We start from the raw sequence: 15,057 nt of genomic DNA, 5'->3' as shown, positions 1-15,057 counted from the left end.
GTCACGGAGCGGCCGCTTCCGCGGTTCGCTCCGCGGCGACGGCGATCGGCCGCAGTGCTCGTGCTCGGCGGTTTCCGATGTGCCGCCGGAGTGCCTCGCGCGGGCCCCGCAGGGCTACGGTCGCCACAGCGGGTGTTCGCGTCTGGCCCACTCCCGGCTCACCGTGCCCGTGCGCAGGCCCCGTCGGGCCTCCGGGTCGCCCAGGGCCATGCCGACGTGACCGGCCAGGACGATGCCGATCGTCAGGGCCAGCCAGTCGTGCACGAAGGTCGCCGAGGTCCGCCACATCAGCGGGGTGAGGTGGGTGAACCACATGAGCAGGCCCGTGCCGAGCATGACGAGGGTGGCGCCGGCGATCCAGTTCGCGTAGATCTTCTGGCCGGCGTTGAACTTGCCCGCCGGGCGGGAGGAGCGGCGCTTGTCGCGGCTCAGGGCGGCGTGCAGCCAGAGCCGGTCATGGGGGCCGAAGCGGTTCAGGAAGCCGAGGTCCCTGCGGAAGGCACGGGAGGCGAGGCCCAGCAGGACGGGTACGGGGAGCGCGAGGCCCGCGCACTCGTGGATGCGGACGACCAGTTCGCGGCGGCCGACGAGGACCGCCAGCTGCGGGATGTAGAGGCAGGCGGCCGTCGCGACGCACAGGCCCATCAGCAGCGCCGTGGCGCGGTGCACCCAGCGTTCGGCGGCGGTGAAGCGGTGCAGCCGGTCCGTGGCGGCCGGGGCCTCAGCTCGTAGGCTCATCGTCACGTCCGTTCGAGCGGCCGACCCAGGCGTCGACGTCGTAGCCGAGCCTCTCCCAGTAACCCGGTTCGACCTGGTCGGTGACCGTGATGCCGGAGAGCCACTTGGCCGACTTGTAGAAGTACATGGGGGCGACGTAGAGGCGGACCGGGCCGCCGTGGTCGTGGGTGATCACCTTGTTCTGCATGCGCAGCGCGACCACGACATCGGGGCGGCGTGCCTGGTCGAGGGTGAGGCTCTCGGTGTACGCGCCGTCGAAGCAGGTGAAGCGGATCGCCTTCGCGGAGTCCCGGACGCCCGCCAGGTCCAGGAGACGGGACAGCCGGACACCCTCGAAGGGCGTGTCCGGCACCCGCCAGCCGGTCACGCACTGGACGTCCCTGACCAGCCTGGTCTGCGGCAGGGCCCGCAGGTCGGCCAGGGTGTACGTGCGCGGCTTGTCGACCAGCCCGTCGATCTTCAGCTGGTAGTCGGCGGCGGTCTTGTCCGGCACCGACCCGGTCACCGAGTAGTAGCGGAAGCCGCCGCCGTTCGGGAGGAGCCCGGTCAGGCCCGTGGGGTCCTTGCCGGAGAAGGCACCGAGGACCGACTCGGTGACGCGTTGCAGCACCGGGGCGGTGACCAGGCCGACCGCGCCGAGGCCGATGGTGCCCAGGAACACCCGGCGCCCGACCGGGCTGCCCTCCTCGCTGCGCCGCGGCTCCTCGGACTGTTCAGAGTTCACGCACTCATTCGAACACCATCCGGGCGGGCCCGGCCACGGATTCCGGCGGCCGTAAGGAATCCACAATCTCTTCTCATGAAGCTCTTCTCATGAGGCTCATGAACTCATGAATCCCATGAAGCTCCTCTCAGCCTCCCAGCACCCGCTCCCGGGCCGCCCGGAACGCCTCGCACGGGTCGCGGTCCGGGTACGACCAGGGTGCCGCGGTGGCGTGGCGGCCGATGCGCTGGAACAGGGCCGCGGCCTCGGCGTACCGGCCGGCGCCGAAGGTGGCGTGGGCGAGGTGGTTGACGTCGAGGTGGCGGCGCGGGTGCTCCTCGGTCCCCCACTCCAGCCACCAGTCGAAGGCGGCGCCCAGGGCGCGCAGCGCGGACGGCTCGGTCCAGTGCCCGGCGGCGGCCGGGTCGGCGGGGGCCTGGCCGGTGGCGGCGAGCACCCGGTGGCGTTCGGTGTACGCGACGACCGGCAGGACGGCGAGCGGGGAGTCGGCCGGGGCCTCGGCCGCCGCGCGTTCGGCGAAGGCGCGCAGTTCGTCTGTCCCCCGGCTCTCGGTCTCCGCGATCCGGGCCGCCATCAGGTGGTGGGCGTGGTGGTGCTCGGGATGGCGGCGGCGCACCTCGGTGAAGGCCCGCCGCGTCTCCTCGTCGGTGCCCAGGTGGCGTGCCACCAGGAGGAGGCCGAGCCACGGGGTGGGGTCGGCGGGGGCGAGCGCGGCGGCACCGGCGCAGGCCTCGCGGGCGCGCTCCGGATCCTCCTTGCCGCGCAGGGCGCGCCGGACCAGGGTCAGGGCGTACAGGGTGGCGGCGCCGGCGGAGCCGGGCTCGGCGAGCAGCCACTCGCGGGTCCAGGCGATGGCGTAGGGCTCGCGGGCGAGGACGGTGACCCGGTGGCCGCGGCGGTCCCAGTCGTCACCCGTGTGGAGCAACAGGGAGCGGGCGGACTGCCAGCGGCCCTGAGCCAACGCGGCCCGGGACGAGATGAGTTCGTCGTCGCCCAGGGCGTCGTCGGGACAGTACTCGCACTCGGGGTGCGTGGCCGCGCGGATGCCTTCGGCGAGGGCCGGGCGGTGCCCTGACACGGCTGGGCCTGGGCCTAAGAGGGGCGGGGTTGGGGGCACCGCGGAACTTCCTGATTGTCGGGCTGCCATCGGCCAATCACGCACAGCAAACCCCCAGCCAAGACTTTGCGTCAAGCTGAACGGGTCCGGTACTCCGTTCAACTACCCTGCGCCTGGGAGAACTTGACGCGCGCCGGGAGCCGATGGGCGTACCGTGTCGGTGGGGCACCGGGTGCCGGCTGTGGCGTACGCCATGGCGCCGCCCGCCCGGGCGTCGGACCATGGCCCTACGGTCCGCATCGCCCCGACCCGCCCATCGTGGTCGGCATGGGCAGCGTGACCGAGTCAACCGCCCGGTTCCGGGTACCCCCGGAACAATCCCATCCGGGAGCGCTACAGTCGGCCACTACGCACTCCGTAGCCCGGCCGCAGATCGAGGTACGCAGCGTGTCCGTTCTGGTTCTGATTCTCGCCGTGAGCGCGGCCTGTTGCCTGGGCTTCGGGTTCGTGCTCCAGCAGAACGTCGCCCAGAAGGCACCGCTCAGCGACTTCCTGTCGCCGCGGCTGCTGCTCGACCTGATGCGGGTGCCGCGCTGGCTCGGCGGCATCGGCCTGATGGTGGCCGGCATGATCCTCGGCGCGGTCGCCCTCGGCAAGGGCGAGATCTCCCTCGTCGAGCCACTGCTCGCGACGAACCTCCTGTTCGCCCTCGCGCTCTCCCGGCACCAGACCAAGCATCCACTCAGCCATCAGGGCTGGGCCGGCCTCATCTTGCTCGCGGGCGGGGTGACCACGTTCATCCTGGCGGGCCAGCCACGCGGCGGCGACGCCGTCACCGACCCGGCGCGCCACTGGCTCATCATCGGCGTGATGGTCGGCACCGCCCTGCTGCTCACGACCTACGCCAAACGGTCCCGCCTCAGCGCCGGCCCCACCCTGCTCGCCCTCGCCGCCGGCCTGCTCTACGGCGTCCAGGACGCGCTGACCCGGGTCACCGGCACCCGCTTCTCCGAGGGCGGCATCATGGAGGTGCTGACCGGCTGGCAGCCGTACGGCGTGCTGGTCCTCGGGGTCACCGGGCTGATCCTCGTCCAGAGCGCGTTCGAGACGGCGGAGCTGCGCAACTCGCTGCCCGCGCTCACCGCGGCCCAGCCGCTCGCCGGGATCCTGTGCGGGGTCGGATTCCTCGGGGACCGGCTGCGCACCGACACCGGGGCACTGGCCTGGGAGGCGGCGGGACTCGCGGCGATCGTGGCGGGCATCGTGCTGCTCGGGCTGCATCCCGCGATGCCGCGCGGTACGGCGCCGAGGGAGCCGTCGCTCGACCTTCAGCCGCGCTGACCCCGGCGGGCCGTCCGCCTGCTTGGATGGCGGCATGAGCGCTGCTGACGAGATTCTCGACATCGTCGACGAGCACGACCAGGTCATCGGGCGGTCCCCGCGCGGCGAGGCCTACGCCCGGGGTCTGCGCCACCGCTGCGTCTTCATCCAGGCCCGCGACGCCGCCGGCCGCGTCTTCGTGCACCGCCGCACCGCGACCAAGCTGGTCTTCCCCTCCCTGTACGACATGTTCGTCGGGGGCGTGGTGGGGGCGGGCGAGTCCTACGACGACGCGGCGCTGCGGGAGGCCGAGGAGGAACTCGGCGTCCACGGGCTGCCGCGCCCGACGTTCCTCTTCAAGTTCCTGTACGACGACGGGGCCGGGCAGAGCTGGTGGTCGGCGGTGTACGAGGTGCGCTGCGAGCTGCCGGTGCGGCCACAGGTGGAGGAGGTGGCGTGGCACGACTTCCTGACCGAGGAGGAAGTGGTGTCGCGGCTCGGGGAGTGGGAGTGGGTGCCGGACGGGGTGGCGGCGTGGGAGAAGCTGCGGCTCCATCGGGGCTGAGGCGGGGGGGACGGACGCTTACCGGCGCCGGCAGGGTGCCGCCGCGCCCACCCGTGCCGCCCAGCGGCACGACTGCCCGCGGCTGTGTGAGACACGGCCGGGCAGCGCGCCCCTTCAGGGGCGCGGGGAACTGCGCGACCAGCCCCCACGCACCCGCGGCCGGACGACCACGGCACCCCCGGTAGGCTCCCTGCACGTGATCGGATTCGTGCAGAACGTCCGCCTGTGGTTCGCCCCCGAAGAGGTGCGCCAGGAAGGAACGACCCCCGACTACCGTTTCTCCCTCGCCAACGAGCGCACCTTCCTGGCCTGGCTGCGCACCGCCCTCGCCCTCATCGGCGGCGGATTCGCGGTGGACCAGTTCCTGCCCCACCTCGGCCGGAGCTGGCGCATCGGCCTCGCCCTCGCGCTCCTCGGCGCCGGCGTGCTCTGCTCGCTGCGTGCCGTCAACCACTGGATGCGCTGCGAGCGGGCGATGCGGCGCGGTGAGGACCTGCCCGTCTCCCGGTTCCCGGCGCTGCTGAGCGTGGTCATCGCCGTGGTCGCCGTCGCGATGGTCGTCGTCGTGGTCGCCGGGTGGGAGGGATGACGCAGCCGGACCGCGACCCCGGGCTGCAGCCGGAGCGGACCCGGCTGGCGTGGCGCCGTACGACGCTGTCGGCGACCGTCGCCGCCATCCTCGCGGCGAAGACCGCCCTGCACGGCGGCGCCTCGGCCGCCGGCTTGGTCGCCTGCGCCGCCTGCTGCGTCCTGTGGCTGGGCTTCCTCCTGGTCGCCCACCGCCGTATCCGCGACCTCGCGGTCCCCGGCCGCCCCACGGCACTGGCCCCCCGGTGGGCGACCGGGGCGGTGCTGTGCACGGTCGCCATCGCCCTGTGCGCCGCCGCGCTGGTCGTATGAGATCAGCCGCGGCTCAGCCCTCCTCCGGCCAGTCCACGGTGACCACCAGCTTGCCCCGGGTGTGCCCCTCCTGGCTGCGGCGCTGCGCGTCGGCCGCCGCCTTCAGCGGAAACGTCTCGGCGACATGGACGGTGATCACGCCCTGTTCCGCGAGCGCGGTGAGCCGGGTCAGGTCCTCGGCGTCGGGCCGTACGAAGCAGTACCGGCCGCCGAAGTCGACGACGTCCGGGTCGGCGATCGAGGCCATCCGGCCCTCGGGGGCGAGCAGGTTCGCCGAGACGATCAGGGCCTCCCCGCCCACGGTGTCGAAGACGGCGGCCACGCCCTCCGGGGCCAGTCCCCGCACGCGTTCGGCGAGGCCCGGGCCGTAACCGACCGGCTCGCCGCCGAGGCCGCGGACGAAGTCATGGTTGCGCTCGCTCGCCGTGCCGATGACCCGGGCACCGAGATGGGCCGCGATCTGCACGGCGAGGGAGCCGACCCCGCCGGCGGCGGCGTGCACGAGGATCGTCTCGCCCCGCTTGACCTCCAGGGCGTGCACCAGCACCTGGTAGGCGGTGAGGCCGGCCAGCGGCAGCCCGGCGGCCTGTTCGAAGGTGAGGTTGCGCGGCTTGCGGGCCAGGGTGCGCACCGGGGCGGCGACGTACTCGGCGAAGGTGCCCCGGGAGAGGAAGTCCTCGCGGACGTAGCCGATCACCTCGTCGCCGACCGCGAACTCCGTGACGGCGGAGCCCGGCTGCACGACGACCCCGGAGACGTCCCAGCCGGGGATCACCGGGAAGACGGCGTCCAGGATGCTGTGCAGATGGCCCTCGCGGCACTTCCAGTCGACGGGGTTGACGGCCGCCGCGCGGACCTTCACCAGCACCGAGTCGGGGCCGACCTTCGGGTCCTTGACCTCGCCGTACTCCAGCACCTCGGGGCCGCCGTACCGGCTGTAGCTGATCCCTTTCATGCACACGACCCTCCGGGGTACCGGGGCGCCCCGCAACCGGGATGCCGGTACGTACGCCGTTCGCGTGGCAGTCCGTGGGCCGGCATCCGGTCACCCTCCTGAGCCGCGCAGCGGTCCTTCCCGACGTCCGGGGCGACCCCGCACCCGTGGTGGCTTCCGCCGCTCCGCGCGCGGGGAGAGCCGCCGCGCGCTGTTCGGGCCGTAGGGTGGTCCCGGTCACGTTTGGCGCACGCGCTGGACGACATACCGACTGGTCGGCATCATGAGTCGGGTCCTGTTCATTCATTCGTAGGAGCGATGCATGAGCCCCGACCACCCGCCCGGACTCGATCTCGACCGGCTGCGCGGCCTGCTCGACCGCGAGCGCCCCGGCCTGGTGACCGGTCCGCTGACCGCAAGGCTGATCGAGGGCGGCCGGTCGAACCTCACCTACGCGCTCTCCGACTCCGCCTCGAAGTGGGTCGTACGACGGCCGCCGCTGGGTCACGTCCTGGCCACCGCGCACGACATGAAGCGCGAGCACCGGGTGATCAGCGCGCTGTACCCGACCGAGGTGCCGGTGCCGCGGCCGGTGCTGCTGTGCGAGGACGAGGAGGTCCTCGGCGCGCCGTTCTACGTCATGGAGTTCGTGGCGGGCACCCCGTACCGCACCTCCGACCAGCTCGTCCCGCTCGGCCCCGAGCGCACCCGTGACGCCGTGCTCTCCCTGGTGGACACGCTCGTCGAGTTGCACGCCGTGGACCCCGCGGAGGTAGGCCTCGGCGACTTCGGCCGCCCCGAGGGCTTCCTGGACCGGCAGCTGCGCCGCTGGGGCAAGCAGCTGGACGCCTCCCGCAACCGTGAGCTGGCCGGCATCGACGAGCTGCACGCGACCCTGGGCCGCCGGCTGCCCGAGTCACCCATGCCCACGGTGATCCACGGCGACTACCGTCTCGACAACGTCCTGATCGGCGACGACGACCGGATCAAGGCGATTCTCGACTGGGAGATGTCGACGCTCGGCGACCCGCTGACCGACCTGGGTCTGCTGGTGATGTACAGCCTGCCGCTGGGCGCGCCCGACTCCCCGGTGTCCACGACCGCCGAGGCGCCGGGCCACCCGGAACCCCGGGAGCTGATCGAACGGTACGCCGCCCGCTCCGGGCGCGACGTCTCGCACATCTCCTGGTACACGGCGTTCGCCTGGTTCAAGCTCGCCGTGATCCTGGAGGGCATCCACTACCGGTACACGCTGGGCCAGACACTCGGGGAGGGCTTCGACCGCATCGGCGATCTCGTCCCCGTCTTCATCGACCACGGACTGACCACTCTTCAGGAAGGCTGACGGTCATGGACTTCGCGTTCGACGCGCGCACCGAGGAGCTGCGCGCCCAACTCCTCGCCTTCATGGACGAGTTCGTCTATCCGGCCGAGGCGGTGGCCGAGGAGCAGCGGGCCGCGCTGGCCTCGCCGTGGGACACCCCGGCCGTGGTGGAGGAACTGAAGGCCGAGGCGCGCAGGCAGGGCCTGTGGAACCTCTTCCTCCCGGACGCCGAGTACGGCGCCGGCCTCACCAACCTCCAGTACGCGCCGCTCGCCGAGATCACCGGCCGGTCCCCGCACCTGGCGCCCACCGCGCTGAACTGCGCGGCGCCGGACACCGGCAACATGGAGGTGCTGGCCCAGTTCGGTGACGACGCGCAGAAGAAGCAGTGGCTGGAGCCGCTGCTGGCCGGTGAGATCCGCTCCGCGTTCGCCATGACCGAGCCGGAGGTGGCCTCCTCCGACGCCACCAACATCACCACCCGCATCGAGCGGGACGGCGACGACTATGTCATCACCGGCCGCAAGTGGTACATCTCCGGGGCGATGAACCCGGACTGCAGGATCTTCATCGTGATGGGCAAGACCGACCCGGACGGCACCGACATCCGGCGCCAGCAGTCCATGGTCCTGGTCCCCCGTGACACCCCGGGCGTCACCGTCAAGCGCGCGATGAAGGTCTTCGGCTACGAGGACCACTACCACGGCGGCCACGCCGAGGTGTTCTTCGACCACGCGCGCGTGCCGGTGTCGAACCTGATCGGCGAGGAGGGCGGCGGCTTCGCCATCGCCCAGGCCCGGCTCGGTCCCGGCCGGATCCACCACTGCATGCGGCTGATCGGCATGGCCGAGCGGGCGATCGAGCTGATGTGCAGGCGGGCGGTGTCCCGGACGGCCTTCGGGAAGGCGCTGGCCCAGCAGGGTGTGGTGCACAACTGGATCGCCGACGCCCGGGTGACGGTGGAGCAGCTGCGGCTGCTGGTGCTCAAGACCGCCTGGCTGATGGACACCGTCGGCAACCGGGGCGCGCACGCCGAGATCCAGGCCATCAAGATCGCGACGCCGCGTGCGGTCGTCGACATCATCGACCGCGCGATCCAGTTGCACGGCGCGGGCGGTGTCAGCCAGGACTTCCCGCTGGCCGACCTGTACGCCGGAGCCCGCACGCTGATGATCGCCGACGGGCCGGACGAGGTGCACCAGCGCTCGCTGGCGCGACGGGAGCTGAAGAAGTACCTGTAGGCGCCGGGCCGTCGGGGCCGGTGCGGGCGTCCGCCATGCCCGCGCCGGCCCCTCGCCGTCCGCCGCGTCCGGTCCTGGTACCTGGCCCCTCGCCGGTCACCGCGTCCGGTCCTGGTACCTGGCCGTGCGCCACCGGTGACGGCGGCGGGCCGGTCAGTGCTCGTCCGGTCCCGGTCGCCGGTCGTGAGCCGGCGCCTCGGCCCGGTCGACGGGGTCGGGGGTGCGCTGGGTGCCGAGCATGTCGAGGAGGACCATGGCGTCGTGCTCGGGGGTCGCGGGGGCGGCGTAGTAGGCGACGAGGCGTTGGCCGGGGGTGCCTTCGAGCGTCATGGACTGGTAGCCGAGGGTGAGGTCGCCGACCTGCGGGTGCCGGAAGCGCTTGGTGCCGGGGCGATGGGCGCGGACGTCGTAGCGCTCCCACAGACGGGCGAAGTCCTCGCTCTTGAGAAGGAGTTCGCCGACGAGCTGGGCCAGGTCGGGGGCATCGGGGTCGGTGCCGGCCAGGGCGCGCAGGCGGGCGACGCAGCCGCGGATCTGGCTGTCCCAGTCCGGGAACAGGTCACGGGCGGCGGGGTGCAGGAAGTAGTAGCGGGCGAGGTTGCGCTGCTTGGCCGGCCAGCTGTCGATACCCGCGTAGAGGTGCAGGCCGCCCGGGTTGGCGGCGAGGACGTCCAGGGTGCGGCTCAGGACGTAGGCGGGGCCCGGCCGCAGGTTTGCCAGCAGCAGCCTGACTCCGGGCCGCACCGTGCGGCTGGGCGCGGTGGGCGGCTCGGGGGCGGTTCGGGCGGCCCGGGCGGCCAGACTGCGCAGATGCTCGTGCTCGTCCCCCGCCAGGCGCAGGGCGCGGGCGAGGGAGTCGACGACCGCGGGGCTGGGCCGGGTCTCCTTGCCACGTTCGAGGCGGGTGTAGTAGTCGATGCTGACTCCGGCGAGGGTGGCGAGCTCCTCGCGGCGCAGTCCCGGGGTGCGGCGCAGCCCCGGGCCGGCGGGAAGGCCGACCTGGTCCGGGGTGATCTGGGTACGGCGGGCGCGCAGGAACCGTGCCAGCTCGTTGCTGTGCTGGTCAGAGCTCATGGGGAACAGTGTCGCAGCCCGGTGACCGGAGCACGGTGGCCGTGGGGGGCCGTACCGCTCCCTGGCACGCCGCTCCCCGGCACCGCTCGGCCTGCCACGGGATGCCGGGCGGCGCGAGGGTGGTGAAGCCGCGACGGGCTGTCGCCCCGGCGGCTTCCCGTTCCCGTTCGGAAGGCAGAACGCAGCATGCGTACCACCACCCTGGGCACCCACGGACCGCAGGTCGGCGTCATCGGCCTGGGCGCCATGGGGATGAGCTTCGCCTACGACATGGCCTCCCCCCGTGACGAGGCCGCCTCGGTCTCCGTCATCCACCAGGCCCTCGACCTGGGCGTGACCCTGATCGACACCGCCGACGTGTACGGCCCCTACACCAACGAGGAGCTCGTCGGCCGGGCCCTGGCCGGCCACCGCGACCGCGCGGTGATCGCCACCAAGGTCGGCTTGGAGTGCGTCGACCCCACCGGCGGCCCCGGCGGTTCACCGCTGGTGAGGCCCAACGGCCGGCCCGAGCACGTGCGGGCCGCCATCGACGCGAGCCTGCGCCGCCTGGGCACCGACCATGTCGACCTCTACCAGCTGCACCGGGTCGACCCCGAGGTCCCGGTCGAGGAGACCTGGGGTGCCCTCGCCGAGGCCGTCACCGCCGGCAAGGCCCGCCACCTGGGCCTGTCCGAGGTCGGCGTCGACGTCATCCGGCGCGCCGAGGCGATCCACCCGGTGACCACCGTGCAGTCCGAGTTCTCCCTGTGGACCCGCGACGTCCAGGCCGAGGTGCTGCCCTACTGCGCGCTGCACGGCATCGGGCTGCTGCCGTACTCGCCGCTGGGCCGTGGCTTCCTCGCCGGCCGTTTCGCGTCCTTCGACGAACTGCCGGACAAGGACCAGCGGCGCCGTCTGCCGCGCTTCCAGCAGGAGAACCTGCGCGCCAACCTGGGCATCGCGGCCGCGGTCCGCGAAGTCGCCGACCGGATCGGCGCCACCCCCGCGCAGGTCGCCCTCGCCTGGCTCGTCGCCCAGGGCCCGTACGTCGTCCCCATCCCCGGCACCAAGACGCCGGAGTACCTCGCCGACAACGCGGGCGCCACGGACGTCCGGCTGTCTCCGGCGGACCTCGCCGACCTGGACGCCGTCCCGGCCCCGGCCGGCGCCCGGTACTGAGGCCGCTGCCGGCTTGAGGCCGTCACCGGCTTGAGGCCGTCACCTAAGTGAGCCCGTCGCCGGCTTGAGCCCGTCGCCTGCGTGAGGATCTCGGCGGCTCGAAGACGTCGCCTACTTGAGGATCTCGAGCAGCCGGTCCGCCAGAATCGCCGCCGAGCGGGGGTTCTGGCCGGTGATGAGATTGCGGTCCTCGACCATGTACGGCTCCCAGACCGGGCCGCGGCTGAAGTCGATGCCGACCTTGTCCTTCAGCTCCGTCTCCAGCAGCCACGGAGCCCGAGAGGCCAGGCCGACGCCCTCTTCCTCCTCGTCGGTGAAGCACGTGACCCGGTACCCCGCGAAGGGCGACCTGCCGTGGATCCTGGTGGCGAGGATCGAGGCGGGAGCGTGGCACACGATCGCCAGCGGCCTGCCCGAGGCGAGCTGCGCGGTCAGCAGGCGGCCGGCATCGGCGTCGAACGCCAGGTCCGCCATGGGGCCGTGGCCGCCGGGCAGGTACACCGCGTCGTAGTCCTCCGGGCGGACGTGGGAGAGCTGGAGGGGCCGCCGCATCACCTCGGCGGAGCGGATGATCTCCTCCAGTTCGAGGGCCATCTCCTCGCCGCCGGCCATCGACGGACGCAGGCTCATCATGTCGACGTTCGGGGTCACGCCGCCGGGCGTCGCGACCTCGACGTCGTGACCGGACTCCGTGATCTTCTTGTACGGCATCGCGAACTCTTCGGCCCAGTAGCCGGTCGCGTACCTGGTGCCGTCCTTGAGCACCCAGTAGGTCGCCCCGCTGACGATGAAGAGGATTTTCGCCATCGCACTCGGTCTCCTTCCCCCCGAGTCGACTCGTAGAGGAATGCAGCCGTTCCAGCGTAGGCACCTCAGGGACGCAGTGCCCTCAGCAGCAGGTCGGCCAGGTGGTCCGCGACCTCCTGGGGGGTCATGGGACCTCCGGGGCGGTACCACGTCGACAGGTGGTGGACCGAGCCGAAGTGGTAGTCGACCACGAGGTCGGCCGGGGTCGCGGTGGAGAAGACGCCCTCGCGCTGGCCCTCCTCGACGAGCGCGCGGAACCGTTCGTGGTAGCGCCGCCGCTCGGCGCGCACCTGCTTGTTCTTCTCCGGGCTCAGGTGGTGCATGGACCGGAAGAAGATCATGGCGTCGTCGAGGTTCTCGATGGTCGTGACGACCACGTCCGCCGCGGCGCCCCGCAGCCGCTTCTCGATCGGCTCGTCCGCGTTCGCGAAGGCGTCGAGCCGCTCCTGCTGGACGCGCAGCACGCGCGCGTACACCTCGTGCAGGAGGTCGTCCTTGGAGCCGAAGTAGTGGTACAGCGCCCCCTTGGTGACGCCGGCCGCCTCCACGATCTCCTGCACGGAGGTCCGGTCGTACCCCTGCTCCGCGAAGAGCCGGGTGGCGGCGGCAAGAAGCCGCTGCGGAACGGGAGCCCCGTCTCCGTCCGTCGTCCTGGGCACTGCCGCCACCTGCCTCTCTCGAAATTCTGCTAACTCTGTTGCGGTCGGGAACGCAGTTCCCGTCGCAGGATCTTCCCACTTGCCGTTTTCGGCAGGTCGGGCAGGATCTCCACCTGGCGCGGATACTTGTATGCGGCCAGTCTCTCCCTGCAATAGAGGGCGAGATCGTCCGGATCGGTTGCAGCACCGGGGCGAAGACTGATGTAGGCCTTGACGGTCTCCCCGCGGTACCCGTCCGGCACGCCGACCACGGCGGCCTCGCGCACCGCCGGGTGGGTGTACAGCACGTCCTCGACCTCGCGCGGCCAGACCTTGAACCCGGACGCGTTGATCATGTCCTTCTTGCGGTCGACGACGTACAGCCAGCCCTGCGGGTCCATGAACCCGATGTCGCCGGTGCGCAGTTCGCCGTCGGGGAAGGTCTCGGCGGTGGCCTCGGGCCGCCGCCAGTACCCGGGCACCACCTGCGGCCCGCGTACGGCGATCTCGCCCTGCTCGCCGAAGGGCACCTCCTGACCCTGGTCGTCGATGACGCGGACGACGGTGTCCGGGCCGGGCACCCCGACCGCGAGGGTGCCGGACACGGGGTCGACGGGTGCCTCCAGCGTCGGCGGCACGGAGGCGCAGGGCGCGGTGCACTCGGTCAGCCCGTAGCCGTTGCGGATGTACGGCCCGAACCCGGCGCGGAACTTCTCCACCAGGGCCGGCGGCAGCGGCGCGCCGCCGGAGGAGATGTTGACGAAGGAGGCGAAGTGCTCCGGGGTGACGTCCGGGTGGGCGGCCAGGGCCATGAAGGCGGTGGAGGGGCCCACCGTGTACTGCGGGCGGTGCTCGGCGAACGCCTCCAGCACCAGGCCCGGCTCGAAGCGGTACGTCAGCACGAGCGTGCCCGCACTCGTGAGGCAGGCGCAGAGCTGGCAGACCATGCCGGTGATGTGGAAGAGCGGCGCGAGGGCGTAGTAGACCGGCGCGTCGGGCAGCGCGAGCCCGGTCCGCTGCCGCTCGGCGTTGTACATGATGTTGCTGTGCAGGTTGGTGGCGCCCTTGGGGGCGCCGCTGGTCCCCGAGGTGTAGCTGATCAGCGCGATGCCGGAGGGCTCCGGATCCCGCCCCTCGGGCGCCTTGCCGCCCTGCCGCGCGACGGCGACCAGGTCCTCGGCGTCGGCGGCCTGCGGCAGCCGCTCGAAGCCCAGCACGCGCGCGTCGTCACGGGTCTGGAAGTCCAGCTCGCTCGCGGTGAGCACGATCCGCACCGTCGAGTCCGCGGCCGTCTCGCGCAGATACGACTCCCAGGCCCGCTGCGAGCAGACCAGCGCGGCCACCTCCGCGTCCCGCAGGACGTGGGTGACCTCCCCCGACTTGTACATCGGGTTGACCGGCACGACGGTCGCGCCCGCCTTCCAGGCGCCGAGCAGCGCGAGCACGAAGTGCGGCGAGTTCTGCAGGACGACGGCGACCCGGTCGCCGCGCTCCAGGCCGCGCCCGGCGAGGTACCCGGCGACCGAGTCGCTCAGCTCGTCGACCTCGCGGAAGCTGAGGCGGGCGTCGAAGTAGGTGAGGCAGGTGCGGTCGGGCGCCTCGGCGACGGCGGTGCGCAGCGCGTGCACCAGCGAGGCGGGCGGCTCGACCGGCCCGCGCTGGACGTCGTCGAGCAGGGCCAGCCAGGGCCGGGCGGCATAGCCGGACTCGGTCTGCGGCCGGGTCACCGGGTGGCCTCCCACTTCTGCTGGAGGTGGTTCATGTTCGTCAGCCAGCGGTCCGGGTCGGTGGCCCGCGCCTGGTAGAAGTCGGCGACCTCGGGGTGCGGCAGGATCAGGAACCGGTCCTCGGCCATCCCCTTGAACAGCGCGTCCGCGACGGCGTCCGGCTCGATCGCGGTCGGACGGAGCACCAGGTCGCCCGCGCTGCCGGTGGCGGCGAGCATGTCGGTACGCACGCCCTGCGGACAGATGGCATGCACCTTGAGTCCGCGGTGCCGGTATGTCAGCGACAGCCACTCGGCGAAGGCGTACGCGGCGTGCTTGGTCACGCTGTACGGCGCGGCCCCGATCATGGTGAGCAGTCCGGCGGCGGACACGGTGGACACGAACCGCCCGCTCCCCCGCTCCAGCCAGTCCGGCACCAGCTCCTGCGCGGCCCGCACATGGGCCATGACGTTGACGTCCCAGGCCGACTCCCACACGGCCGCGTCGGCCGCCTCGGACCCGCCGGAGCCGAGCCCGGCGTTGGCGCAGTAGACGTCGACACTGCCGCCGAGCGCGTCCCGGGCGGCGCCGACGATGCCGGACGCGTCCCCCGGAAGGGCGATCCCGCCGATCTCCGCGGCGACCGCGGCCGCCTTCTCCCCGTCCAGGTCGTTCACGACCACGCGGGCGCCTTCGGCGGCGAACCGGCGGGCAAGAGCGGCACCGATGCCACCCCCCGCCCCGGTGACCACGACTCGGGCTTCTTGCACGGCTCCCACCATCGGTCTCCTTCGACACGACGCGACCAGACTCGGCTCAGCAACGACACACTAACCGGTCGGTATGTTTGAGAAAAGGGCGACCGTCG

16 protein-coding genes are annotated in these 15,057 nt (G+C 72.4%); 7 read left to right on the top strand and 9 right to left on the bottom strand.

Annotation, left to right across the window (positions count from 1 at the left end; all coding sequences use genetic code 11):
• Positions 1-114: 114 nt before the first annotated feature.
• The 3 genes from LQ326_RS00560 to LQ326_RS00550 all read right to left on the bottom strand — a co-directional run bounded on the left by LQ326_RS00560 (position 115) and on the right by LQ326_RS00550 (position 2,579).
• Positions 115-738, bottom strand: coding sequence for a cytochrome b/b6 domain-containing protein (locus LQ326_RS00560; RefSeq protein ID WP_234531369.1), 624 nt, complete (start codon positions 736-738; stop codon positions 115-117).
• A complete protein-coding gene (locus tag LQ326_RS00555; RefSeq protein ID WP_234531368.1) occupies positions 722-1,462 on the bottom strand; it encodes a molybdopterin-dependent oxidoreductase in 741 nt (246 codons plus the stop codon). The genes LQ326_RS00560 and LQ326_RS00555 overlap by 17 nt, the downstream gene beginning before the upstream one ends.
• Before the next feature lie 127 nt (positions 1,463-1,589).
• Positions 1,590-2,579, bottom strand: coding sequence for a hypothetical protein (locus tag LQ326_RS00550; RefSeq protein WP_372496689.1), 990 nt, complete (start codon positions 2,577-2,579; stop codon positions 1,590-1,592).
• A gap of 387 nt (positions 2,580-2,966) precedes the next feature.
• Here LQ326_RS00550 and LQ326_RS00545 point away from each other — a divergent pair, with 387 nt between their 5' ends.
• The 4 genes from LQ326_RS00545 to LQ326_RS00530 all read left to right on the top strand — a co-directional run bounded on the left by LQ326_RS00545 (position 2,967) and on the right by LQ326_RS00530 (position 5,304).
• Positions 2,967-3,860 (top strand): DMT family transporter, encoded by an 894-nt coding sequence (locus LQ326_RS00545; protein ID WP_234531367.1) that lies wholly within the window; start codon positions 2,967-2,969, stop codon positions 3,858-3,860.
• Between the two features lie 34 nt (positions 3,861-3,894).
• On the top strand, positions 3,895-4,404 hold the full coding sequence (locus LQ326_RS00540) for an NUDIX hydrolase (protein WP_234531365.1): 510 nt from the start codon (positions 3,895-3,897) through the stop codon (positions 4,402-4,404).
• A gap of 196 nt (positions 4,405-4,600) precedes the next feature.
• Positions 4,601-4,993: a YidH family protein gene (locus LQ326_RS00535; RefSeq protein ID WP_234531364.1), complete on the top strand. Its 393-nt coding sequence runs from the start codon at positions 4,601-4,603 to the stop codon at positions 4,991-4,993.
• On the top strand, positions 4,990-5,304 hold the full coding sequence (locus LQ326_RS00530; RefSeq protein WP_234531363.1) for a DUF202 domain-containing protein: 315 nt from the start codon (positions 4,990-4,992) through the stop codon (positions 5,302-5,304). The genes LQ326_RS00535 and LQ326_RS00530 overlap by 4 nt, the downstream gene beginning before the upstream one ends.
• A gap of 13 nt (positions 5,305-5,317) precedes the next feature.
• Here the strand turns inward: LQ326_RS00530 and LQ326_RS00525 are convergent, their stop codons facing one another.
• Positions 5,318-6,259, bottom strand: coding sequence for an NADP-dependent oxidoreductase (locus tag LQ326_RS00525; RefSeq protein WP_234531362.1), 942 nt, complete (start codon positions 6,257-6,259; stop codon positions 5,318-5,320).
• 301 nt (positions 6,260-6,560) lie between these two features.
• Between LQ326_RS00525 and LQ326_RS00520 the strand changes: the two genes are divergently transcribed.
• Both LQ326_RS00520 and LQ326_RS00515 read left to right on the top strand, forming a co-directional pair.
• Complete coding sequence (locus LQ326_RS00520; protein ID WP_234531361.1) at positions 6,561-7,583, top strand: phosphotransferase family protein; 1,023 nt, start codon at positions 6,561-6,563, stop codon at positions 7,581-7,583.
• Positions 7,584-7,588: 5 nt separating this feature from the next.
• Positions 7,589-8,803 (top strand): acyl-CoA dehydrogenase family protein, encoded by a 1,215-nt coding sequence (locus LQ326_RS00515; protein WP_234531359.1) that lies wholly within the window; start codon positions 7,589-7,591, stop codon positions 8,801-8,803.
• A gap of 153 nt (positions 8,804-8,956) precedes the next feature.
• Here the strand turns inward: LQ326_RS00515 and LQ326_RS00510 are convergent, their stop codons facing one another.
• A complete protein-coding gene (locus LQ326_RS00510; protein WP_234531357.1) occupies positions 8,957-9,877 on the bottom strand; it encodes a helix-turn-helix transcriptional regulator in 921 nt (306 codons plus the stop codon).
• A 186-nt stretch (positions 9,878-10,063) separates the two neighbouring features.
• Here LQ326_RS00510 and LQ326_RS00505 point away from each other — a divergent pair, with 186 nt between their 5' ends.
• Positions 10,064-11,038, top strand: a complete 975-nt coding sequence (locus LQ326_RS00505; RefSeq protein ID WP_234531355.1) for an aldo/keto reductase — start codon at positions 10,064-10,066, stop codon at positions 11,036-11,038.
• Between the two features lie 111 nt (positions 11,039-11,149).
• Here the strand turns inward: LQ326_RS00505 and LQ326_RS00500 are convergent, their stop codons facing one another.
• The 4 genes from LQ326_RS00500 to LQ326_RS00485 form a co-directional block, all read right to left on the bottom strand.
• Positions 11,150-11,845 (bottom strand): type 1 glutamine amidotransferase domain-containing protein, encoded by a 696-nt coding sequence (locus LQ326_RS00500; protein ID WP_234531353.1) that lies wholly within the window; start codon positions 11,843-11,845, stop codon positions 11,150-11,152.
• 65 nt (positions 11,846-11,910) lie between these two features.
• On the bottom strand, positions 11,911-12,504 hold the full coding sequence (locus LQ326_RS00495) for a TetR/AcrR family transcriptional regulator (RefSeq protein ID WP_181805197.1): 594 nt from the start codon (positions 12,502-12,504) through the stop codon (positions 11,911-11,913).
• Between the two features lie 29 nt (positions 12,505-12,533).
• Positions 12,534-14,210, bottom strand: coding sequence for a class I adenylate-forming enzyme family protein (locus LQ326_RS00490; protein ID WP_234531351.1), 1,677 nt, complete (start codon positions 14,208-14,210; stop codon positions 12,534-12,536).
• Positions 14,207-14,971, bottom strand: coding sequence for an SDR family oxidoreductase (locus LQ326_RS00485; protein ID WP_234531350.1), 765 nt, complete (start codon positions 14,969-14,971; stop codon positions 14,207-14,209). The genes LQ326_RS00490 and LQ326_RS00485 overlap by 4 nt, the downstream gene beginning before the upstream one ends.
• Between the last annotated feature and the right edge of the window lie 86 nt (positions 14,972-15,057).

Origin of the sequence: Streptomyces shenzhenensis (assembly GCF_021462265.1) — a bacterium.
Taxonomy (GTDB): Bacteria; Actinomycetota; Actinomycetes; order Streptomycetales; family Streptomycetaceae; genus Streptomyces; species Streptomyces shenzhenensis.
Note: the sequence above shows the minus strand (reverse complement) of the source record. Positions and strands in the feature narration are given on the sequence as shown.